The organism is Microbacterium sp. ARD31 (assembly GCF_031844425.1).
In genome coordinates, this window is sequence record NZ_JAUZVE010000063.1 from 15856 (window position 1) to 37977 (window position 22122).

The 22122-nt window shown below is 72.6% G+C and carries 21 protein-coding genes; 11 read left to right on the forward strand and 10 right to left on the reverse strand.

Translation table 11 applies throughout. The annotated features are described in order from the left end of the window. Positions 1–27: 27 nt before the first annotated feature. The 4 genes from Q9S36_RS46335 to Q9S36_RS46350 all read right to left on the reverse strand — a co-directional run bounded on the left by Q9S36_RS46335 (position 28) and on the right by Q9S36_RS46350 (position 4388). Positions 28–984, reverse strand: a complete 957-nt coding sequence (locus Q9S36_RS46335) for a hypothetical protein (RefSeq protein WP_311291528.1) — start codon at positions 982–984, stop codon at positions 28–30. A gap of 247 nt (positions 985–1231) precedes the next feature. Continuing rightward, entirely contained in the window at positions 1232–1816 is a 585-nt protein-coding gene (locus Q9S36_RS46340) for a GNAT family protein (RefSeq protein ID WP_311291529.1), read from the reverse strand. 2 nt (positions 1817–1818) lie between these two features. After that, on the reverse strand, positions 1819–3558 hold the full coding sequence (locus tag Q9S36_RS46345) for a phospho-sugar mutase (RefSeq protein ID WP_311291530.1): 1740 nt from the start codon (positions 3556–3558) through the stop codon (positions 1819–1821). Beyond that, the gene (locus tag Q9S36_RS46350) at positions 3555–4388 is read right to left on the reverse strand and encodes a purine-nucleoside phosphorylase (RefSeq protein WP_311291531.1); all 834 of its coding nucleotides are present in this window, start codon (positions 4386–4388) and stop codon (positions 3555–3557) included. The genes Q9S36_RS46345 and Q9S36_RS46350 overlap by 4 nt, the downstream gene beginning before the upstream one ends. 93 nt (positions 4389–4481) lie before the next feature. Here Q9S36_RS46350 and Q9S36_RS46355 point away from each other — a divergent pair, with 93 nt between their 5' ends. Then, complete coding sequence (locus tag Q9S36_RS46355; RefSeq protein WP_251453278.1) at positions 4482–5930, forward strand: NAD(P)H-quinone dehydrogenase; 1449 nt, start codon at positions 4482–4484, stop codon at positions 5928–5930. 43 nt (positions 5931–5973) lie between these two features. Here Q9S36_RS46355 and Q9S36_RS46360 read toward each other — a convergent pair whose 3' ends face one another. Together Q9S36_RS46360 and Q9S36_RS46365 are read right to left on the reverse strand one after the other, a co-directional pair. Then, positions 5974–7740 (reverse strand): biotin carboxylase N-terminal domain-containing protein, encoded by a 1767-nt coding sequence (locus tag Q9S36_RS46360; RefSeq protein ID WP_311291532.1) that lies wholly within the window; start codon positions 7738–7740, stop codon positions 5974–5976. Between the two features lie 75 nt (positions 7741–7815). Further along, positions 7816–8541, reverse strand: a complete 726-nt coding sequence (locus Q9S36_RS46365; RefSeq protein WP_311291533.1) for a nucleoside triphosphate pyrophosphatase — start codon at positions 8539–8541, stop codon at positions 7816–7818. Positions 8542–8579: 38 nt separating this feature from the next. Here Q9S36_RS46365 and Q9S36_RS46370 point away from each other — a divergent pair, with 38 nt between their 5' ends. From Q9S36_RS46370 to Q9S36_RS46385, 4 genes are read left to right on the forward strand one after another with little or no spacing between them, the layout of a single operon-like run. Further along, on the forward strand, positions 8580–9902 hold the full coding sequence (locus Q9S36_RS46370) for a TRAM domain-containing protein (RefSeq protein WP_311291534.1): 1323 nt from the start codon (positions 8580–8582) through the stop codon (positions 9900–9902). A 10-nt stretch (positions 9903–9912) separates the two neighbouring features. Continuing rightward, the gene (locus tag Q9S36_RS46375) at positions 9913–10584 is read left to right on the forward strand and encodes a response regulator transcription factor (protein ID WP_251453274.1); all 672 of its coding nucleotides are present in this window, start codon (positions 9913–9915) and stop codon (positions 10582–10584) included. Continuing rightward, positions 10581–11828: a sensor histidine kinase gene (locus Q9S36_RS46380; protein ID WP_251453273.1), complete on the forward strand. Its 1248-nt coding sequence runs from the start codon at positions 10581–10583 to the stop codon at positions 11826–11828. Before Q9S36_RS46375 ends, Q9S36_RS46380 begins: the two co-directional genes overlap by 4 nt. Further along, positions 11825–12898, forward strand: coding sequence for a hypothetical protein (locus Q9S36_RS46385; RefSeq protein ID WP_311291535.1), 1074 nt, complete (start codon positions 11825–11827; stop codon positions 12896–12898). Before Q9S36_RS46380 ends, Q9S36_RS46385 begins: the two co-directional genes overlap by 4 nt. A 253-nt stretch (positions 12899–13151) precedes the next feature. Here Q9S36_RS46385 and Q9S36_RS46390 read toward each other — a convergent pair whose 3' ends face one another. Together Q9S36_RS46390 and Q9S36_RS46395 are read right to left on the reverse strand one after the other, a co-directional pair. Further along, positions 13152–13388 (reverse strand): acyl-CoA carboxylase subunit epsilon, encoded by a 237-nt coding sequence (locus tag Q9S36_RS46390; protein WP_251453271.1) that lies wholly within the window; start codon positions 13386–13388, stop codon positions 13152–13154. Continuing rightward, positions 13385–14974, reverse strand: coding sequence for an acyl-CoA carboxylase subunit beta (locus Q9S36_RS46395; protein WP_251453270.1), 1590 nt, complete (start codon positions 14972–14974; stop codon positions 13385–13387). The genes Q9S36_RS46390 and Q9S36_RS46395 overlap by 4 nt, the downstream gene beginning before the upstream one ends. Before the next feature lie 89 nt (positions 14975–15063). Between Q9S36_RS46395 and Q9S36_RS46400 the strand changes: the two genes are divergently transcribed. From Q9S36_RS46400 to Q9S36_RS46410, 3 genes are all read left to right on the forward strand, one after another. Next, positions 15064–15861, forward strand: a complete 798-nt coding sequence (locus tag Q9S36_RS46400; protein ID WP_311291536.1) for a biotin--[acetyl-CoA-carboxylase] ligase — start codon at positions 15064–15066, stop codon at positions 15859–15861. A 70-nt stretch (positions 15862–15931) separates the two neighbouring features. Next, the gene (locus Q9S36_RS46405; RefSeq protein WP_311291537.1) at positions 15932–16486 is read left to right on the forward strand and encodes a PH domain-containing protein; all 555 of its coding nucleotides are present in this window, start codon (positions 15932–15934) and stop codon (positions 16484–16486) included. A 66-nt stretch (positions 16487–16552) separates the two neighbouring features. Next, on the forward strand, positions 16553–17689 hold the full coding sequence (locus Q9S36_RS46410) for a 5-(carboxyamino)imidazole ribonucleotide synthase (RefSeq protein WP_311291538.1): 1137 nt from the start codon (positions 16553–16555) through the stop codon (positions 17687–17689). 5 nt (positions 17690–17694) lie between these two features. On the opposite strand, the gene Q9S36_RS46415 is transcribed toward Q9S36_RS46410, so the two are convergent. After that, entirely contained in the window at positions 17695–18531 is an 837-nt protein-coding gene (locus tag Q9S36_RS46415) for a nitroreductase family protein (protein ID WP_311291539.1), read from the reverse strand. Between the two features lie 139 nt (positions 18532–18670). On the opposite strand from Q9S36_RS46415, the gene purE reads away from it, so the two are divergent. The 3 genes from purE to Q9S36_RS46430 are packed head-to-tail and all read left to right on the forward strand — an operon-like array spanning position 18671 to position 21701. Beyond that, a complete protein-coding gene (gene purE / locus Q9S36_RS46420) occupies positions 18671–19138 on the forward strand; it encodes a 5-(carboxyamino)imidazole ribonucleotide mutase (RefSeq protein ID WP_311291544.1) in 468 nt (155 codons plus the stop codon). Next, positions 19135–20586 carry an LCP family protein gene (locus Q9S36_RS46425; protein ID WP_311291540.1) on the forward strand — a complete coding sequence of 484 codons (1452 nt, stop codon included), beginning with the start codon at positions 19135–19137 and terminating at the stop codon, positions 20584–20586. The genes purE and Q9S36_RS46425 overlap by 4 nt, the downstream gene beginning before the upstream one ends. Next, the gene (locus tag Q9S36_RS46430; RefSeq protein WP_311291541.1) at positions 20583–21701 is read left to right on the forward strand and encodes a glycosyltransferase family 4 protein; all 1119 of its coding nucleotides are present in this window, start codon (positions 20583–20585) and stop codon (positions 21699–21701) included. The genes Q9S36_RS46425 and Q9S36_RS46430 overlap by 4 nt, the downstream gene beginning before the upstream one ends. A 24-nt stretch (positions 21702–21725) precedes the next feature. Here Q9S36_RS46430 and Q9S36_RS46435 read toward each other — a convergent pair. Next, positions 21726–22122: sugar nucleotide-binding protein (locus Q9S36_RS46435; RefSeq protein ID WP_311291542.1), on the reverse strand; the 397-nt coding region annotated here is incomplete at its 5' end.

Consider the following 22122-nt stretch of genomic DNA (forward strand, 5'->3'; position numbering starts at 1 on the left):
CACGAGCGACGATCGGATGCCGGGGCCTCAGGCCGGTGGCCGCACGCCCATTCCGCGGAGAAGGCTGCCGAAGACGGAGGGCGACTGCAGGTTGGGCATCATCCAGCGGACGAGCTGCCATCCGGTGGTGGCGCGAATCCAGTCTTCTCGTTTTTTCTCGTCCATGATCGCCTGCTGCGCGGTGCGCCCCTGCAGGAACTCCGGATCGGTGTACTTCGCCTCGCCGTCGAACTCCCCGAACAGCCTCATCCCTTCGAACCCGAAGTCCACGGCGTAAGGGGTCCCCTTGGGTCCGGGCACCGGGACCTGCAGACGGGGGATGGGGAAGCCCAGCCGGTGGAAGTACACGCGGCTGACGCTCTCTCCGGGCAGTTGGGCGCGGCCGTCGGCGAATTCCAGAGCCCGGTGCGCGACGTCGACCCGCCGAGCGAACCCGCCGAGATGGCCACGCGCGGCGTCGATGAGTGAGGCGGCGGCATCCTCGTCGTACTCGTTGCGGTCGACGTAGCGGTGGAGTGCGGCATCGGCAGCGGCGACGGTCGTTTCCTCGGACGCCGATCTGGCGAGGTCGGCCAGGGTGCGCGCGAGTGAGGTGCACCGAAGCCCGCCGACCTCGACGACATCGTCGTCGATGATCGGCCCGTCGTGCCGCACGACGCCGCGGGCGGCGCCGGCTCGCATGTCGCCGGCCAGCACGTGGACGTCGTCCGCGGGGACGCGGAAGAGCGGCAGTCCGTGCAGCGCGGCCGCGCTCGGACCGGAGAACACCGGCTCGTGCCGGGCCATCAGGGCGTACGCATGAGCACGGGTGACCGCTTCCTGTTCGGAGCGCTGCCGTCGCCAGTCCGCACCGAACGCGAAGACGCCGGGGCGTACGGCCACGAGGTCGCCCGAGGAGACGGATGCCGCGAGCGCGCGCCACCCGGTGCCATCCGACAGCAGCTCGTCACGTCGCATGAGCGCGAGGGGTTCGCGTACGTTCATCCCGGCATCCTCGTGGGCAGCGGCCACCGAGCCGCGCGACCGGCCTCGGATGTGGACGAACTCCCTCGGCGCACCGCCGGGGGAGGAGAGCCTGGCGCCTCCCGCCACCCCTCACCCGCCTCCCGCCTCCCGCCACCCGCGCCGGGGCGCGTGCGCACGCATCACAAGCGTGCGTGATCATCCCGCACGCTGGGGGCACGTGCGCACGCGCCCCCAGCCGTGGAACGGGAGAGTCGGGGCGGGGCCCTCAGGGGCGGGAGAGGCGGGCCTGCAGGCCGCGCTTCACGGCGGGCCACTCGTGAGGGAGGATCGAGTACACCACGGTGTCGCGGAGCGTTCCGTCGGGCCCCAGCCGGTGGTTCCGCAGCACCCCGTCCAGCTTCGCGCCCAGCCGCTCGATCGCCGCCCGCGACTGCCGGTTGTGCCAGTGGGTGCGGAATTCGACCGCGATTGCGTCGCAGTCCTCGAAGGCGTGGCCGAGCAGCAGAAGCTTGGCTGCGGAGTTCACGGCCGTGCGCTGGGCGTCGACCCCGATCCACGTGTAGCCGATCTCGACATGCCGGTTGGGCTGGTCGATGTTGCAGAAGGTCGTCATCCCGACGGCCTCACCGGTATCGAGCCGGCGGATCGCCCACGGGTTCATCGTCCCCGCCAGGTGCGCCTCGTGCCGGGCTGCGATCTCGCCGGGCACGTCCTCCGCCGTCGGCACCGAGGTGTACCAGGCGTGCTCGAGGCCCGCGGTGGCGGCGCCGAGCTCGCCGGCGTGCTGCGGGGTCAGCGGCTCGAGACGGACGACGTCGTTGGAGAGGGTGACGGGCTCGATCAGCAGCACGGTCAGTCGATCGCATCCAGCAGCGCGCGCACCCCGTCGGCGAGCGCCGCCACCCGCGCGGCGGCATCGGCTGCGTCGTCGCCGCGCACGTCCAGGTACACCTTGAGCTTCGGCTCGGTGCCGCTGGGGCGCACGATCACGCGGGAGCCGTCCGTCAGCCAGTAACGCAGCACGTCACCGGGCGGCAGATCGTCCGTGCCCGAGAGCAGGTCGTCGACCCGGTCCACCGCGGTGTCGCCGATGCGATCCGGATGCCGCGCCCGCAGCGCCGCCATGAGGTGGCCGATCCGGGCGAGATCGTCGACGCGGATCGAGATCTGGTCGCTGGCGAACGCGCCGAACGTCCGGTCGAACTCGTCGAGCAGATCCTGCAGCGTCCGGCCGTGCTCGCGTGCCTCGCACACGAGTCCGAGCATCGCCACCGTGGCCGAGATGCCGTCCTTGTCGCGCACGGTCTCGGGGTTGACGAGGTAGCCGAGCGCCTCCTCGAACCCGTACACCATGCCGGGTGCGCGCGAGATCCACTTGAAGCCGGTGAGGGTGGCGTGGAACCCCAGACCGTAGTGCTCGGCGATCGCGGCGAGACCGGGCGACGACACCAGCGAGCACGCCAGCGACGCGTCCGACGGCCGCTCCGGCGACTCCGCCACGAGCCGGGCCGCCCGCCAGCCCAGAAGCAGGCCGATCTGGTTGCCGGTGAGGCGCCGCCAGCCGCCCGGGCTGTCGGCGTCGGGCACGGCGACGGCGAGGCGGTCCGCGTCGGGGTCGTTCGCGATCACCAGGTCGGCGTCGGCGGCGGTCGCGGCGGCGAAGGCCAGGTCCATCGCGCCGGGCTCCTCGGGGTTGGGGAAGGCCACCGTCGGGAACGTGCCGTCCGGCTCGATCTGCTCGGTCACCGGCGTGGGCTCGGGGTAGCCGGCGGCGGCGATGACCGCGCGGAACGTCTCCCAGCCGACGCCGTGCATCGCGGTGTAGACCCAGGCGAGGCCCGCGGCGGCGGGCGAGGCGGGGGCCACGGCCGCCGTGGCGGCGACGTAGGCGTCCACGACCGCGTCCGAGGCCGTTTCGTAGCCGAGCGAGCGGGGGAGGGCGGCGATGTCGCCGGCATCCGCGATCCGCTGGATGTGCGCGGCGATCTCGGCGTCGACGGGCGGCACGATCTGCGCGCCGTCGTCGGGGCCCCCCAGGTACACCTTGTAGCCGTTGTCGTCGGGCGGGTTGTGGCTGGCCGTCACCATGACACCCGCGTCGGCGCCGAGGTGGCGGACGGCGAAGGCGAGGACGGGCGTCGGCAGCATACGGGGGAGGAGGATCGCGCGGAGCCCCGCCCCGGCGAACAGCTCGGCCGAGTCGCGGGCGAACACGTCGGAGTTGCGGCGGCCGTCGTAGCCGACCACGACGGTGGGTGCGGCATCCGGGTCGATCTCGTCGCCGGTACTCGCCCCGAACCCGGACTTCTCGCGTAGGAAGGCGGCGAGCCCGGCGGCGGCCTGGGCGACCAGCACCCGGTTCATGCGGTTGCTGCCGGCGCCGAGCGCGCCGCGCAGTCCCGCCGTGCCGAAGGCCAGGCGGGTCGAGAAGCGATCGGCGAGCACATCGCCCGCGTCGGACACCCCGCCCTCGGCCGCCTCGATGAGGGCGCGCAGCTCGTCGCGGGTCTCGGGGTCGGGGTCCTGCGCGAGCCACGCGCGGGCGCGATCGAGGATCTCGCCCTCCGGGAGCGGGCCGCCGGCGCCGTTCACAGTGCTCCGATGACGCGCGCGAGCAGCGACGAGATCACCGGCTCGGCCTCGCGGCCCGCCTCGATGACCTCCTGATGGCTGAGCGGGGTGGTCTGGATGCCGGCCGCCATGTTCGTGATGAGCGAGAAGCCGAGGATCTCCATACCCGCCTGGCGGGCCGCGATCGCCTCGAGGGCGGTGGACATGCCCACGATGTGACCGCCGATGGTCTTGGCCATGTGCACCTCGGCGGGCGTCTCGTACTGGGGTCCGCGGAACTGGCAGTACACGCCCTCGTCCAGCGACGGGTCGACCGAGCGCGCGACATCGCGCAGGCGCATCGAATACAGGTCGGTGAGGTCGATGAAGGTCGCCCCCTCGAGCGGCGAGGCGCCCGTGAGGTTGATGTGATCGCTGATGAGCACCGGCTGTCCGGGGCGCCAGGTGTGCTTGATGCCCCCGGCGCCGTTGGTGAGGACCATGGTCTTCGCGCCCGTCGCCGCAGCCGTCCGCACGCTGTGCACGACGCGGCGGACGCCGTGTCCTTCGTAGAAGTGCGTCCGCGCGCCGATGACCAGGACGCGGCGTCCGCGGGGGGTCACGACGCTGCGGAGCGTTCCGACGTGCCCTTCGAGGGCGGGCCGGCTGAACCCGGTGACCTCGGTGGCGGGGAAGGCGGCCGTGGTCTCGCCGATCAGCTCGGCGGCCCTGCCCCATCCGCTGCCGAGGGTGAGGGCGATGTCGTGCCGGTCGACGCCGGTGAGTCGGGCGATGTCGGCGGCGGCCGCCGCGGCGATCTCGAACGGATCGGCGGCGGGGTCGTCGAGCGGGTGGTCGTGCGTGTCGGACATCCCCCCACTCTAGAAACACCCGCGCCGCAGAGCCAGAGACGCGCCCGTCGGCCGCGCGTGCGGGCCCGGCGGATGCGGGGGAGAATGGTGCTCATGTCTTTGAGCTTCGAGCGCACCCAGACCGTCGCGATCATCGGCGGAGGACCCGGCGGGTACGAGGCGGCGCTCGCGGCCGCGCAGCTGGGCGCGGAGGTGACGCTCGTGGAGCGCGCCGGCGTGGGCGGCTCGGCGGTCATCACCGACGTCGTCCCGTCGAAGACCCTCATCGCCACCGCCGATGCCGCCGTCGCGATCGCCGGCGCCAGCGACCTCGGGGTGCAGCTGTTCGCGCGCGGCAAGGAGGGCAAGCCCCTCAAGCCCGAGATCGCGATCAACCTCGCGGCCGTCAACAAGCGACTGCTCTCGCTCGCCCGCCAGCAGTCCGACGACATGCGCGCCTCGCTGGTCGAGGCCGGCGTGCGGATCATCTCGGGACACGGGCGCCTGGAGGGCCCCGGGGCGGTCGTGGTATCGACCGGCGCCGGCGGCACCGACTTCGACCGCATCGAGGCCGACACCCTCGTCGTCTCAGTGGGAGCGTCGCCGCGCGAGCTGCCGTCCGCGCGCCCGGACGGCGAGCGGATCCTCACGTGGACGCAGCTGTACGACATGCCCGCGCTCCCGGAGCACCTCATCGTCGTGGGTTCGGGCGTCACCGGTGCCGAGTTCGCCGGCGCCTACATGAACCTCGGCGCCAAGGTCACGCTCGTCTCGAGCCGCGACCAGGTCCTGCCGGGCGAGGACAAGGATGCCGCGGCGGTGCTCGAGAAGGTCTTCAAGCGCGGCGGCATGACCGTGCTGTCGAAGTGCCGCGCCGAGAAGGTCGAGCGACAGGGTGACGGTGTCGTCGTGACGCTCAGCGACGGCCGGACCCTCGAGGGCAGCCACTGTCTGATGGCGGTCGGCTCCATCCCCAACACCGCCGGCATCGGCCTCGAGGAGGCCGGGGTGCAGATGACCGAGTCCGGGCACATCCAGGTCAACCGCGTCGCGCGCACCTCGGTGCCGAACATCTACGCCGCCGGTGACTGCACGACCTTCTTCCCGTTGGCCTCGGTCGCTGCGATGCAGGGACGGACGGCCGTCTTCCACGCTCTCGGCGACGTCGTGATCCCGCTCGAGCGACGCCGGATCACGTCGAACATCTTCACCGCGCCCGAGATCGCCGCCGTCGGCTGGCAGGAGCAGGACATCGAGGACGGCGAGCTGCGCGGCGTGGTCCACAAGCTGCCGCTCGCGTCCAACCCGCGGGCGAAGATGATGGGCATCACCGACGGCTTCGTGAAGATTATCGCCCGGCACGGCAGCGGAACCGTCGTCGGCGGCGTGATCGTGGCGCCCCGCGCGTCCGAGCTCATCTACCCGATCGCCATCGCGGTCGAGCGCCGGCTCACCGTCGACCAGGTCTCGCGCGTGTTCGCGGTCTATCCGTCGCTGGCGGGCAGCATCACCGACGCCGCGCGGGCGATGCACATCGTCGATCGGGACGCACCCGAGGAGTGACCGCCGCGGATGCCGGCCGACCCGGCATCCGCGCCCGACCGCGTCAGGAGATCGTCAGCAGCTGGTGGCCTGCCGAGACGGTGGTGCCGGGGTCGGCGTTGATTGCGCCGACGACGCCGTCCTTGTGAGCCTGGATGGGCTGCTCCATCTTCATGGCCTCGAGCACGACGACGAGATCGCCCTTGACGACCTCCTGCCCGTCGGCGACGGCGACCTTGACGATCGTCGCCTGCATGGGGGATTTCACGGCGTCTCCGGATGCCGCGGCCACGGCGCTGGGAGCGTGCGAGCGCCGCGACGGCGGCACGGCGGCCGGGCGCCCGACGACGGCGGGGCTGGCGACGACACGGTCGGGGAGGCTCACCTCGAGGCGCTTGCCGGCGACCTCGACGACCACCGTGTGGCGCGGCGCCGCGGACGTCGGAGCCTCGAGCTCGCCGTCCCACGGCGGGATGTCGTTGTCGAACTCCGTCTCGATCCAGCGTGTGAACACGCCGAACGCGCCGTCCTCCGCCGTGAAGGCGGGGTCGCGCACGACCTTCCGGTGGAAGGGCAGCACGGTGGGAAGCCCGGCCACCTCGAACTCGTCCAGCGCACGCCGCGAGCGCTCGAGCGCCTCGGCGCGATCGCGGCCGGTGACGATGATCTTGCCGAGGAGCGAGTCGAAGGCGCCGCTGACGGCATCGCCGGCGGTGACGCCGGAATCCAGGCGGATGCCGGGCCCGCCGAACGTCTTGAAGACATGGATCGGCCCGGGCTGGGGGAGGAACCCGCGACCGGGGTCCTCGCCGTTGATGCGGAACTCGATCGAGTGGCCCTCGGGCTTCGGGTCGTCGTAGTCCAGGATGCTGCCCTCCGCGAGGCGGAACTGCTCGCGGACGAGGTCGATGCCGGTTACCTCTTCGGATACGGGATGCTCGACCTGCAGGCGGGTGTTGACCTCGAGGAAGGAGATCGTCCCGTCCGCGCCGATCAGGAACTCGCACGTGCCGGCGCCCACGTAGCCCACCTCGCGGAGGATGGCCTTGGACGCGGTGTAGAGCACCTCGTTCTGCGCGTCGGTCAGGAAGGGCGCGGGCGCCTCTTCGACCAGCTTCTGGTGGCGACGCTGCAGGGAGCAGTCGCGCGTCGAGACGACGACGACGTTGCCCGCCGCGTCCGCCAGGCACTGTGTCTCGACGTGGCGCGGCTTGTCGAGGTACTTCTCGACGAAGCACTCGCCGCGGCCGAAGGCCGTGATCGCCTCACGGGTGGCCGATTCGAACAGCTCGGCGACCTCGTCGAACTCGCGGGCGACCTTCAGTCCGCGTCCGCCGCCGCCGTAGGCCGCCTTGATGGCGATCGGCAGCCCGAACTCGCGGGCGAAGGCGATGACCTCCTCCGCGCCGTCGACGGGTCCGGGGGTTCCCGGGGCCAGCGGAGCGCCGACCTTCTCCGCCACATGCCGGGCGGTCACCTTGTCGCCGAGGGCCTCGATCGCGTCGGGGCTCGGACCGATCCACACCAGGCCCGCCGCGATGACCGCGCGGGCGAAGTCGGCGTTCTCGGCGAGGAAGCCGTAGCCGGGGTGCACAGCGTCCGCGCCCGAGCGGCGCGCGACCGACAGGATCTTGTCGATCGACAGGTAGGTCTCGGCGCTCGTGGCTCCCTCGAGGGCGTACGCCTCGTCGGCGAGGCGGGCGTGGAGGGCATCGCGGTCCTGGTCGGCGTAGACGGCGACGGAGGACTTGCCGGCGTCGCGCGCGGCTCGGATGACACGGACGGCGATCTCGCCGCGGTTCGCGATGAGCACCTTGGCGATATGAGGCATGGATGTCAGCCTACCGACGCGTTCCGGCCCATTTTTGAGCGCTTGCTACAAGAACCGCCCGGAAACGTGGGATTCCTACGACAAACCGGGGGTCCCGACCGGCGCGTCGCCGCGCGCGTCACCGTCTGCTGCGGGGTCGTCGCGAACGGACGGGTCCACCGAGTTCCAGAGGGAGGTCCATTCCACGCCCAGGTCGCGGACGAGGCGGCGCAGCGTCGACAGCGACATGCCGATCACCGTGGACGGATCCCCCTCGACGCGGGTGATGAACGCCCCGCCGAGGCTGTCGACCGTGAAGGCACCGGCGACGTGGAGGGGCTCGCCCGAGGCGACGTACGCCGAGATCTCGGCGTCGGTCACGTCGGCGGCGAACGTCACCGACGCCTCGGCGACGTCGTGCACCTCCAGCGCTTCCTCGCCTGGCCGCACCCGGAAGACCGCGTGGCCGGAGTGCAGGACGCCCGTCCGCCCCCGCATCTCGTGCCAGCGCGCGAGCGCGTTCTCGGGCGTACCGGGCTTGCCGAGCACCCGTCCGTCGATGTCGAACATGGAGTCGCCGCCGATGACGATGCCGTCGAAGTCCGGCATCCGAGCGGCCAGCTGCGCCACGGCGTCCGCGGCCTTCCGGCGCGCGAGGAGGAGGACGTGCTCCGCAGGGGGCAGCACCCGCCCCTCGGCGTCCTCGACGGCGGCGATGACCGCCTCTTCGTCCACGGCCGGCGCCACGGTGAGCGGGTGGATGCCGAACTGCCGCAGCAGCATCCGTCGGGCGGGGGAGGTCGAGGCCAGGCACACGCGCATGCGTCCACCGTAGAGGCCGCCGCGACTAGACTCGCCCGGTGACGGAAACCACCGATGCCGCAGGGCCGATCATCGACCTCGACATCACCGACGTCGCCCACGGCGGCGTCTTCGTCGGACGTCACGAGGGGCGGGTCGTGTTCGTCCCCGACACCCTTCCCGGAGAGCGCGTGCGCGTGCGTCTGGATGCCGATGCCGCGGCGGACGGCGACACGCGCCGCTTCTGGCGGGCGGAGGTGCTCGAGGTGCTCGACGCCGCGCCGGCCCGTCGGCCGCACATCTGGCGTGCGGCGGACGTGGACACCGCCCCGGAGGACCGGCCGGGCGGCGCCGACTTCGGACACATCGCCCTCGACGAGCAGCGCGCGCTGAAGCTCCGGGTGCTCCAGGACGCCCTCGCGCGCATCGGGCGGCTCGACGTCCCGGCATCCCTCATCACCGCGACCGAGGCCGCGGGCGGCGCGGATGAGCCCGAGCGCGAGGACGCCACCGGTTGGCGCACGCGGGTCAGCCTGCACGTCGATGCCGCCGGACGCGTGGGGCCGTTCGCCGCCCGCAGCCACCGCGTCATCGAGGTGGACGACCTGCCGCTGGCCGTTCCCGGGATCGCGCAGGTCGCCGCCGGCCTGGGCGCCGCCGCGGAGGGGCGCATCGACCTGGTGCACCCCGCCGACGGGCGGGTCCGCGTCCTGGGGCGGCCGGACGCCCGGCCGCGGGGGCAGAAGAAGACGCCGGATCCCGCCCGGGAGGTGGTCGTCGAGCGCGCCGGAGGACGGGACTTCCGCGTCGACGCCGGCGGATTCTGGCAGGTGCACCGTCTCGCCGCCGACGCGCTGACGACGGTCCTGGCGCGGGAGCTCGCCGGCGCGGGCGTGGACCCGGACGGCTGGCACCTGGACCTCTACGGCGGAGTGGGGCTGTTCGCGGCGACGCTGGCCGACGCCGCCGGATCGGGCGCGCGCGTCACGAGCGTCGAGGCCGATGAGCGCGCCACCGAGCACGCCGGGACGAACCTGGCGCAGTGGCTGGGCGCGCGGGCCGAGACGGGGCGCGTGGACCGCTGGGTGGCGCAGCTGGCGGCCCGCGCGTCCGACACCGAGCGGGAACGGCTGTCGCGCGGGGTCGTCGTGCTGGATCCACCGCGCGCCGGGGCGCGCGCGGCCGTGGTACGGGGGATCGCCGCGCTGAACCCCGCGGCCGTGGTCTACATCGCGTGCGATCCCGTCGCGCTCGCACGCGACATGGCGACCTTCCGCGACGAGGGATATGAGGCGGCCGGCGTTCAGGGCATCGACCTCTTCCCTCACTCGCACCACGTCGAAGCCGTCACCACGCTCATCCGCACCGGCGGGCGTCGCTAGAGTGGCCCTCATGACGCGGGTCGCCCTGATCGACGACCACGAGTCCGTCCGGCTCGGGCTCGAGGCCGCCTGCCTGCGCTCGGGAACAGAGGACGTCGTGTTCTCGGGCAGCACCGTGCGGGAGTACCTCCGGTGGCGCGCATCCTCCGACGCCGGTCCGGCCGACGTGGTGGTGCTCGATCTCACGCTCGGCGACGGCACGACGGTCACCGACAACGTCCATCGCCTCGTCGGCGACGGCTCGAGCGTCATCATCCACAGCGTCGCCGACCGCCCGGCGGCGGTGCGCGAGGCGCTCTCGGCCGGTGCCGCCGGCGTGGTGAGCAAGGCATCGCCCATCGACGACGTCACCGCTGCGGTGCGCACGGTCGCGCGCGGCGAGCCGCTCAACAACGTGGAGTGGGCGAGCGCGGTCGAAGGCGACCGGGAGTTCGCCGACGCGCAGCTGTCCGCCCGCGAGCGGGATGTGCTGCGCCTGTACGCGGCGGGCCTGCCGCTGAAGGTCGTCGCCGACCGTCTGGGCGTGGCGTACTCGACCGCGAAGGAGAACATCACGCGGGTGCGGGTGAAGTACGTCGAGGTGGGGCGTCCCGCGCCGACCAAGGTCGATCTGCTGCGCCGGGCGATGGAGGACGGCATCCTCAGCGATGCCGCCGGGGAGAGCGGCGGAGGACAGCGATGAGCGCGGACGGCTCCGGGGTCGTCCTCGACCGCGCCTGGACGCACATCGCCCCGGCCCGGGACGGGCGCCCGGCCATCGGGTCGTTCACGCGCACCCGGGTCGAGCGCATCATCACCGTCGCGGCCGCCCTCGGCTCCCTCGTCCTCGGCGTGCAGGCGCTCGCCACCGCGGTGCTCAGCGCCGCCTACGACCCGTGGTACACCGACCCGCTGCTGCCGGTCGCCTTCATCCCGCTCGCGGTCATGGTGATGGCGTGCATGTTCGGCCGCGGCGTACGAGCCACCGCCGGCGCGTTCGCCGTGGTGTTCGTCCTGGCGCTGGCGGTGTGGCCGCTCACGCCGAAGGCGGCGTCGACCCCGACCGATCAGGACCCGTGGATCTGGTTCCTGGTGAACATCGCCACGCTCGCCGCCGTCCTCGCCTTCCCCTTCCCGCTGCAGATCGCCTGGACCGTGCTCGCCCCGATCCTGTACGGCCTCGTGCGGCTGGTGGTCAGCGGGTTCACCCCCGAGCTGGGCTTCCGCCTGCTGCTGGACGTGTCGTTCGCGATCATCCTCGGCGGCGTGCTCCTCACCCTCGGCTGGCTGTTCCGCTCGGTCGCCGCGAACGTCGACGAGACGCGCGCCCAGGCCGTCGACCTGTACGCCCGGGCGGCGGCCACCGACGCCGCGGAGCAGGAGCGGGTCACCGTCGCCGCGCTCATGCACGACAGCGTCCTCGCCGCGCTCATCGCCGCCGAACGCGCGGACTCCCCGCGCGCCCGCACCCTGGCCGTCGCGATGGCGCGCGAGGCGCTGGCGGGCCTGGCGTCGACCGAACAGGCAGGCGGGTCGGGCAGCGACGAACCGCGCGACGCGGCATCCCTCGCCGATGACATCGAAGAGGCCGCGCGCGAGATGGGCGTGCGGCTGCGGGTCGATCGTCGCATCGAGGCGGGGACGACGCTGCTTCCCGGTCGCGTGGCCGAGGCGCTGTGCCTGGCGGCGACGCAGGCCGTGGCCAACTCGGTGCAGCACGCCGGCGCGGAGGGGCTCTCCGCGACCGTCGAGTGCGCGCGCGGGGGCATCCGGATCGACGTCGCCGACGCCGGCCCGGGCTTCGACCTCGACGCCGTGCCGGCCGATCGTCTCGGCATCCGCGGCTCCATCGTGGCGCGCATGGCGTCGGTCGGCGGGGTCGGGCGGGTCACGACCGGCCGCGAGGGCACGCGCGTGCGCCTGGTCTGGCGGGAGGCGAGCGAGTGATCAGCGTCCGGAGGGTGCTCGTCTCGCTGGCCCTCGCCTTCACGGCCTACCTCGCCGCCCGGGGACTGTCGGGGCTGGCCCCCGCCGAGCACCCGCTCGTCATCGTCGGCGCGCTGGCGCTGTACCTCACCACCACGTGGCTGTGCCTGTTCTGGGAGCCCGCCCCCTTCGGCCGGGCCGCGGGTGCCGGCCGGGACCAGGAGACGGGCGTCCCCGCTCCGCGCGGGCCCGAGAAGCTCCCCCTGCCGGCCGCGCTGCTGGCGATCGTCAGCGCTGCGCTCGTGCCGACCGCGGTGTCGTGGGCGTTCGCGCAGGACGTCCGCGACGACCCGTACGCGACGTGGTATCTGGGCGGCATCGGCGCCCTCATGGTGATCGTCATGGTGAGGCGCCGACCCTGGTTCGCGTGGTCCGGCCTGGTCATGCTCATCGTCGCGTCCATGGCCTGGATGGGGCCCGCGCAGGCTCTGCAGCTCGGGCTCGTCGGCTCCATCGTGTGGGTCTCGTGCGCGCAGCTGCTGCTGCGGTCGATGGACCGCGCGGCCCGCGACACCGCGCGCCTGGCCCAGCTGCAGCGGGCGGCATCCGCCTGGCAGGCCTCGCACGTGGTGCGGCAGCGGGAGCGGCGCGTACAGGTTCAGAGCGCACTGTCGGTCGCCGGTCCCGTGCTCACCCGGGTGATCGCCACCGGCGGCGAGCTCGCCGAGGAGGAGCGGCTCGAGGCGCGCCTGGCCGAAGGCCGGCTGCGCGACGAGCTGCGCGGGCCGCGCCTGCTCGACGACGACGTCCGCGCCGAGCTCGAGCGCGCCCGGCGCCGCGGGGCGACCGTCACCGTCCTCGACGAGGGCGGGCTCGAGGGGCTCGCCGACGCCGCACTCGGGCAGATCCGCTCCCAGCTCGCCGAGACCCTGCGCACGGCCAGATCCGACCGGCTCTACATCCGCACCTCGCCGCACGAGCGGGTCGCCGTGACGGTCGTGGGGCGCTCCGACTCGGGTGCGGGCCTGAGCGACGAGGACTCCGTGGACCTGTGGATGGAGATCGACCACCCGGCGGGCGCCCGCAACTGACACACTCCCCGTCTCGGCGGGGGAGGGATGCCGGGGCGGGGAGTGATGAGGGAGAGGCGAGGGGCGGCGAAGCCGCCCGCCCCTCGCCATGCGGACGGATACCCGAAAACCGTCCGCGGGGCCGAACCTGTGCTGTCCCGGAGGAGAGCAGGTCAGCCGAACGCAGAAGCGTTCCAGCGAGAACCAGTATTCCGGTTGCCGATGGGGGCGTCTGTAGGTATTTCGGGGGACACGTCCCCCGTGCCGGAGCCGATCAGCAGCCGCCGTGCCGCCATCCGAGGGCTCGGTCGAGCGGGCGCCGGAGGTTGCGTGCCGACACGTCCCACGCGCTGCGCGACGGGGCGTCGTCGACCACCGCGTGCTCCGCCTCGGTCGTGTACGCCTCGCTCACGACCGCGATGAGGGCCGCCAGCTCTTCCTCGGTCGGCGCTCCGCGACGCACGTCGATCGCGACGCCGTCCTCGGGCAGGTTGTCGCTGGTCGGCGTCACAGCGGGATGTTCCCGTGCTTCTTGGGCGGCAGGCTCGCCCGCTTGCCGCGCAGGGCCCGCAGCGCCTTGGCGATCGACACGCGCGTGGCGGCCGGTTCGATGATGCCGTCGAGCTCGCCGCGCTCGGCGGCGAGGAACGGCGACGCGACGTTGTAGGTGTACTCGTTCGCGAGCCGGGTCCGCACGGCCGCGACGTCCTCGCCCGCCGCCTCGGCACGCTTGATCTCGCCGCGGTAGAGGATGTTCACCGCGCCCTGGCCGCCCATCACCGCGATCTCGGCCGTCGGCCACGCGAGGTTCACGTCGGCGCCGAGCTGCTTGGAGCCCATGACGATGTAGGCGCCGCCGTAGGCCTTGCGGAGGATGACCGTCACCAGCGGCACCGTCGCCTCGGCGTAGGCGTACAGCAGCTTCGCGCCGCGGCGGATGACCCCGGTCCACTCCTGGTCGGTGCCGGGGAGGTAGCCCGGGACGTCGACGAGGGTGACGATCGGGATCGAGAACGCGTCGCAGAAGCGCACGAAGCGGCTCGCCTTCTCTCCCGCTTCGATGTTGAGGGTGCCGGCCATCTGCGACGGCTGGTTCGCGATGATGCCCACCGAGCGCCCTTCGACGCGACCGAAGCCGATCACGATGTTCGGGGCGAAGAGGGGCTGCACCTCGAGGAAGTCCTCGGCATCGACGATGTGACGGATCACCTCGTGGATGTCGTAGGGCTGGTTGGGGGAGTCCGGGATGATCGCGTTCAGTGCGCGATCGGCATCCGTCGTCTCGAACTCGAAACCGGTCTCGTACACCGGGATCTCGGACATGTTGTTGTCGGGGAGGTAGCTCAGCAGCGTCCGCACGTAGTCGATCGCGTCGTCCTCGTCCTCGGCGAGGTAGTGCGCCACGCCGGACCGCGTGTTGTGCGTGTGCGCGCCGCCGAGCTCCTCCATCCCGACGTCCTCGCCGGTCACGGTCTTGATGACGTCGGGGCCGGTGACGAACATCTGGCTGGTCTTGTCGACCATGACCACGAAGTCCGTGAGCGCCGGGGAGTACACCGCTCCACCCGCTGCCGGGCCCATGATGATCGAGATCTGCGGGATGACCCCGGATGCCGCGGTGTTCAGGCGGAAGATCTCACCGTACTTGCCGAGGGCGACCACGCCCTCCTGGATGCGCGCGCCGCCGGAATCCAGCATCCCCACGATGGGGATGCCGCTGCGCATGGCGAACTCCATGACCTTGATGATCTTGTCGCCCGCGACCTCGCCCAGCGAACCGCCGAAGGTCGAGAAGTCCTGCGCGTAGACGGCGGTCGTGCGCCCGTGGATCGTCCCCACCCCGGTGACGACCGAGTCGCCGTAGGGCCGGGCCTTGTCCATGCCGAACGCCGACGTGCGGTGTCGGACGTACTCGTCGAGCTCGACGAAGCTGCCGGGGTCCACGAGCAGGTCGATGCGCTCGCGGGCGGTGAGCTTGCCCTTCGCGTGCTGCTTGTCCTGCGCCGTCTTCTCGGCGTCGAGGACGGCCTCTTGGAAGCGCGCGCGCAGGTCGGCGATCTTGCCGGCGGTCGTGGAAAGATCGGGCTGTTCGGTCACGCGTTCCACCCTATCGAGCGGTCTGGCCCAACGGTTGGAGGGTTCGCACAAGGGGTTCGGCGATCCGCTGTTCCCCGTAGGGTGACGGTATGAGCATCCCCTCCGAAGGCTTCCCCCTCGCGGCGGCGGTGAGCCCCCGCGTGCAGGTGGTCACCGAGACCGGCTCGACCAACGCCGACCTCGTCGACCACCTCATCGACGACCCGTCGGCATGGCCTCACCTCTCGGTTCTCCTGACCGACGATCAGCGGGCCGGGCGCGGCCGGCTCGATCGCGAATGGATCGCGCCCCCGGGCATGGCCCTGGCGATCTCCACCGTGCTGCGCGTCGACGCCCTTCCGGTGTCCGCACGCGGCTGGATCCCGCTCATGGCCGGCGCGGCGATGACGCGGGCGGTCTCCGCCCAGCTGGTCGGCACCGTTCACTCCGCGCGGCTGAAATGGCCGAACGACGTGCTGCTGGACGGGCGCAAGCTCTGCGGCATCCTGGCGCAGGTGGTCCCCGCCGATGCCGGGGCGGTCGTGGTCGGCGCGGGGGTCAACACCGACATGCCGGCAGAGGCGCTCCCCGTCCCGTCGGCGACGTCGCTGCGCACCGCCGGGGTCGAGGCGGACGCCGACCGCCTCCTGGCCGACTACCTGACCTCCCTCGACGAACAGCTGCAGTCGCTCATCGCCAGCGGGGGCGATGCCGCCGCAGCCGGCGTGCGCGCCGAGGTCGAGACCCTGTGCGACACCATCGGCACGTCCGTCGTGGTGTCGCTCCCGGACGGCACCACCCTCTCGGGAACGGGGGCCCGGATCGACGGCGAAGGGCGCCTGGTCGTGCACGGCGACTCGGGCGGCGAGACCGTCGTGGGCGCGGGTGACGTCGTGCACGTGCGCTGAGCGCGCGCGAGTATGACGCGCCATGGCGCGCCCGGCGCGGCGATGTCGCGCTCCCGCGCACAATGGAGGCATGACCCAGCCGACACCGTACGGTGGCCGGCCGCTGATGCCGGCCCCGGGCGCAGCCACGCCTGAGTTGAGGGTCGCCCGGTTCCGGCCCCACGCGCGTCGCCTCGTCTGGTCGGCGCTCGTCCTCATCGGCGTGGCGGGAGCGGTGGGCTACTTCTCCGGCAACCTCCCCGCGCCCTTCGAGGACTGGATGCTGTTCACCGCGGCCGCCGCGGTCGTGCTGCTGCTCGTGGTGCTGCCGTATGCGTCGTGGGCGTCGCACGTCTACACCATCACGACCCGCCGCGTGATCGAGCGGGCGGGACTGCTCGCGGTCCGCCGCCGCGAGCTCAGCCACGTGCGCGGGTACGCGATCCAGGTGCGACGCGGCCCGGTGCAGCGGCTCTGGGGCGCGGGAACACTGGTGCTGTCGGACGGCGTCGACTCTCCGCTTCGGCTTGCGGACGTCCCGAGCGCATCGCTCGTGCACGAGGTGCTCGTCGACCAGATCGAGGTCAGTCAGATCCTCGCCCACCGCGACGCCCAGCCGCTGCCCCCCGGCGTGCGCTCGGTCTGAGCGGGCTGCCCTCGTCCCCTACGCGGACCCGAGGTGCGCGAAGATGGGGGAGTCGGAAGGAGCGGCATGGCGCTGCGAGTCGGAGTCGTCGGGGGTGGGCAGCTGGCCCGCATGATGATCGCACCCGCGGTCGAACTCGGTGTGGACCTGCGGGTGCTCGCCGAGGACGAGGGGATGTCGGCCGCGCTGGCGGCCACGGCGGTGGGTGACTACCGCGACACCGCGACCGTCCTGGCGTTCGCGCGCGACGTCGACGTCGTCACGTTCGACCACGAACACGTGCCCCAGGACGTTCTGCGCGCGATGGTCGACGCGGGGATCGCGGTGCACCCCGGTCCGGACGCGCTGCTCTATGCGCAGGACAAGCTGCACATGCGTGCGCGGCTGTCCGAGCTCGGGATGCCGCAGCCGGATTGGGCCGCGGTGTCGGACGCCGAGGGCCTGCAGGCCTTCCTGGACGCCCACGGCGGTCGTGCCGTGGTCAAGACCCCGCGCGGCGGCTACGACGGCAAGGGCGTGCGTGTCGTGTCTGCCGCGACCGAGGCCGACGACTGGTTCGCGGCGCTCGCCGAGGACGCCCGCGGCGGCGACCTGCTGGTGGAGGAGCTCGTCGACTTCACGCGGGAACTCGCACAGCAGGTCGCGCGCCGGCCCTCCGGCGAGATGACGGTGTATCCGGTGGTCGAGACCGTGCAGCGCGACGGCGTGTGCGCCGAGGTCGTCGCTCCCGCCCCGCACGCGCCGGAGCGGCTGGCCGAGGTGGCGGCGGGAGTCGGTACCGCGATCGCCGAAGGACTCGGGGTGACCGGGATGCTCGCCGTGGAGCTGTTCGAGACCACCGACGAGCGCATCCTCGTCAACGAGCTCGCGATGCGCCCCCACAACAGCGGGCACTGGTCTCAGGACGGCGCGGTCACGAGCCAGTTCGAGCAGCACCTGCGCGCCGTGCTCGACCTTCCGCTCGGAGACCCGCAGCCGCGGGAGGCGTGGTCGGTGATGGTGAACATCCTCGGGGGGCCCGAGAGCGGCGGTCTGGACGAGCGCTTCGCCGCCGCCATGGCCGAGCACCCCGCCGCCAAGGTGCACACGTACGGAAAGGCCCCGCGACCGGGCCGCAAGGTGGGACACGTCAACGCCGCGGGATCCGACCTGGACGAGGTCGCCTATCAGGCGCGCGCGGCGGCGGCGTTCTTCACGGGCTGACCGGGTCAGCGCGAGGGCAGTCCCCGATCCGTCAGCCATTCGCGCATCCGCTCGCGTCCGTGGAGTCCGCGGATGTCGCGCACCCGAGCGACGATCTGGCGGATCCATCCGGAGGGTCGCCCCTGCGTCGCGTTGTACGCCGCGAGGGTGCTCTCGTACGCCTCGATGTCTCGCGGTGACACCGGGCGGTACGTCTCGAGGGAGTGGACCACATCCGGTGCGAGGCGCGGTTTGACCCCGGCCGTCTCGTCGGGATGCGGCCAGCCGAGTGCGACGCCGAAGGCGACGACGGCGCGCGCCGGGAGCCCTGCCAGCGTCGCCGCGGCGGCCGGATCGTTGCGCAGGGACCCGAGGTAGCAGGTGCCCAGGCCCAGGCTCTCGGCGGCGACCACCGCATTCTGCGCAGCCAGGGCCGCATCGACGAAACCGACGAGAGTCGACTCCAGGTACTCGGCGGCCTCGTCGGCTTCGCCCCGTCCGCCGGCGATCGCCGACGCGCGCGCCCAGTCCGCCACGAACAGCAGCACGACGGGCGCTTCGGCGACGAACGCGCTCGCGCCCGCCTGTGCCACCAGTCGCTGCCGAGCGGCGTCGTCGCGGACCTCGACGACGCTCCACACCTGGTTGTTCGAGCTGGTCGCCGCCGACTGCGCCGCCGCGACCAGAGCGGTGATCGTCTCAGGCCCGACGGGTCGTCCCGTGAATCGTCGCACGGACCGGTGCCGCAGCATGGTCGCGAGCATCTCGCTCCCGAGCAGCGCGGGATCGCTGAGCTGCGGCGCGGCCGCACCGTAGCGTTCGCGCAGTGCGGCGTTGACGTCCAGGTCGGTGGGGGCGCTCATGCCCTCCAGCCTAGGAAGCCCCGACACCGGCGGGGCCGGAACGACCGCGCCGTTGCGGGGTTTGTCCAGCGTCGCGCCCTAGCCTTGTCGGGTGACCACGCCGCTGCATTCTTCCGAGGCGCCCCTGGTCGGCGTCGTCATGGGCTCCGACTCGGACTGGCGCGTGATGAGCGACGCCTCGCAGATCCTCAGCGACCTCGGCGTCCCGCACGAGGTCGAGGTCGTCTCGGCCCACCGCACGCCCGACAAGCTGCTGCGCTATGGGCGCGAGGCGCGCGGGCGCGGCATCCGGGTGATCATCGCCGGTGCCGGGGGCGCCGCCCACCTGCCCGGCATGCTCGCCTCGCTCACGGCGCTGCCGGTCGTCGGCGTTCCGGTGCAGCTGGCGACCCTCGACGGGCTGGACTCGCTCCTGAGCATCGTGCAGATGCCCGCCGGCATTCCCGTCGCGACGGTGTCGATCAACGGCGCGAAGAACGCGGGCCTGCTCGCCGCTCGCATCCTCGGCACCTCCGACGCCGACCTGGGCGACCGGATCGAGGACTACGCGCGCGCCCTCGAGGCGCAGGTCGACGAGAAGAACCGGCGTCTCAAGGAGTCCCTATGAGTGTGGCCGCCCCACCGCGCCACCGCACGTCGGCTCCCCGTCCCGTCCCGCGCTCCGTCGTCCAGGAGCGCCCGCTGCGCTACCCGGACGCGACCTCGCGCGCGCTGATGACCCGACGGGGGTGGTGGCTGGTCGTGCTGAACTTCCTCGTCCCCGGATCGGCGCAGGCCCTTGCCGGCAACCGGCGTCTCGGGCGCCTCGGTCTCGGAGCGACGCTCAGCCTGTGGCTCTTCGGCGCGATCGGGCTGCTCGCGCTCGCGCTGTGGCGACCGGTCGTGCTCGCCGTCGCGACCAACTGGTTCTTCCTCACCGCAGCGCAGCTGGCCCTCGTGGCGTACGGCGTGCTGTGGGTCGTGCTCACGGTCGACACGCTGCGCCTCGTGCGGCTGGTGCGCACCGGACGCCTCGCGCGCTTCGGCATCGCCCTGCTCGCCGTCGCGCTCACCGTGGTCTCGGGCGGCACCGCCGCGTATGGCGCGACCGTCGCGGGAACGACCCGCGACACCCTGGGCGCCATCTTCGGAGAGAGCGGTCCTGCCGTCCCGCCCTCGGACGGCTACTACAACATCCTGCTGCTGGGTGCCGACAGCGGGGAGGGCCGCGATTCGATGCGGTTCGACAGCATCTCGGTGGTCTCGGTCAACGCCGACACGGGAGCGACCACCATCACCGGCATCCCCCGCGACATGCCGAACTTCCCGTTCGCGGACGGCCCCATGAAAGACCTGTACCCCGACGTGCACGAGGGTTTCGCGAACGCGACGTGCGGCTGGGGCAGTGGCATCAACCAGCTCCGCACCGAGGTCGAGGTGTGCCGCGACGGCGACGCCCTCTATCCGGATGCCGCCTCGACGGGCTCCTCGCCCGGCGTCGAGGCGACCAAGGACGCCGCCGAAGGCATCCTGGGGATCGAGATCCCGTACTACGTCTTCATCGACATGCACGGATTCGCCGCCCTCATCGACGCGCTGGGGGGAGTCCAGATCACGGTCGAGGAGCGCCTGCCCAAGGGCGGCGGTCCCGCCTACGACGGCCAGCCCGCCGAGGAATGGGCCACCGGCTGGATCGAAGCCGGACCGCAGCGGATGGACGGCGACACGGCCCAGTGGTACGCGCGGTCGCGCTACACGACCAGCGACTACGACCGCATGAAGCGCCAGCGGGTGCTGCAGCAGGCGATCCTCGAGCAGTTCACGCCGCAGACCGTCCTGACCCGCTTCCAGGACATCGCCGCCGCGGGCACCGATATCGTCGAGACCGATCTGCCCCAGTCGCTCATCCCCTTCCTCGCGGACCTCGCCGTCGACGCGCGGGAGGAGCCCCTGACGACGATCGAACTCACGCCCGCCAACGGGGTGGAGGAGTCCGCGCCGGACTACGCCTACGTCCACGAGCTCGTGCAGCAGGCACTGCACCCGCCGACGCCGACCGCCACGCCGGCGCCATGACGGCCACCCTGCGGGTGCTGCTCGACCAGGTCGCCGCGCCCACGGATCCGATCCTCGCCGAGGCCTCGCGCGACCTCGCTCGCGCCCTCGTCGCCGGCGCGCCCGACGGGTGCGACGTCGAGGGCATCGCGCCCGCGGGGGCCGACGATCTCCGCCGCGTGCCCGGACTCTCGAGCGTGCGGCGCACCGCGCTGGCACGCCGCGAACTGGCGGCCGCGCTGCAGCTCGGCGTCGCGACGGGGATCGGTGGTGGCATGATCCACTCTCCGACGCTCATGGCGCCCCTCGTCAAGCACGACCGTCTGCACGACCACGACCAGACGGTGGTGACGGTCTGGGACCTGCGCGCCTGGGAGGCCCCCGACGAACTGCCCCGCGGGCAGGCGGCGTGGCAGCGCGCCATGCTCAAGCGCGCGGCCAAGCACGCCGATGCGATCGTGGTACCCACCCATGAGCTGGGCGAGCGTCTGGCCGAGCGCGCGAAGGTGGGCGACCGTACCCGGGTGATCTCGGGCGCGGCGCCCCTGGACTTCGCCGTCCCGTCCGACGAAGTCGGCCGCCGTCGGCACCTGGGTGTGCCCGAGGGCTTCGTCCTGCTCAGCGGCGCGGCGCCATCCGACGCGCTCGACGCGGGACTGGCCGCCGTCGCGGCATCGGGACTCGACCTGCCGGTCGTGGTCCTGGACGTCGATGAGGGGCGTGAGCCGGCCGTGGCCGAACTCGCCGAGTCCGTCGGCGTCCCCGAGCGGCGCGTCCATGTCCGGGGCGCTCTCGAGTGCGCGGACCGGGCTGCCGTGTTCGGCGCGGCGGTGGCCTACCTCGCGCCCTCAGCGCGGACGGCCTTCCCCTGGCGGGTGGTCGAGGCTCTCGCGCTGGGCGTGCCCGTCATCGCCCACGACACCCCGACCCACCGCGAGGTGATCGTCGACGGCGGCGATCTCATCGCGGCGACGGATGCGGCATCCCTGATCGAAGGGCTCGGCGACGCCCTGGCGGGGGCCCTCGCCACGACATCGGCTGCGGAGCGGCTCGGGGTGATGGCCGGAGATCGGGGCCGCGTGTTCTCGTGGCACGGTGCCGCGGAGCGCGTCTGGCAGCTGCACGCCGACCTCTGAGGGTCAGGTTCTCGGGCTCTCGCCTCAGCGCGGGCTCAGGTACGTCTGGAGTGCCCGGGTGTGGTCTGTGGGGGTGAATCCGGTGACGCAAATCTTGGTGAGGTCGAGGACGCTGTTGGTGGGTCGTGGGGCGACGGGGTGGGTGGTGTCGGCGTAGTAGTCGTGGGTGGTGGTGGGGGTGATGCGGTGGGGGTCGTGTCCGGTGAGGTGGTAGATGGTGCGGGCGAGGTCTGCCCAGGTGGTGGGTGGGCCGGTGTTGGTGAGGTTGTAGGTGCCGTGGGGTGCGTGGGTGCGGGTGAGGTGGTGGATGCCGGCGGCGAGGTCGGTGGTGAAGGTGGGGCGTCCGGTTTGGTCGTCGACGACGTGGGGGTTGATGCCGCGGGCGGCGAGGGTGGTCATGGTGCGGACGAAGTTGTGGCCG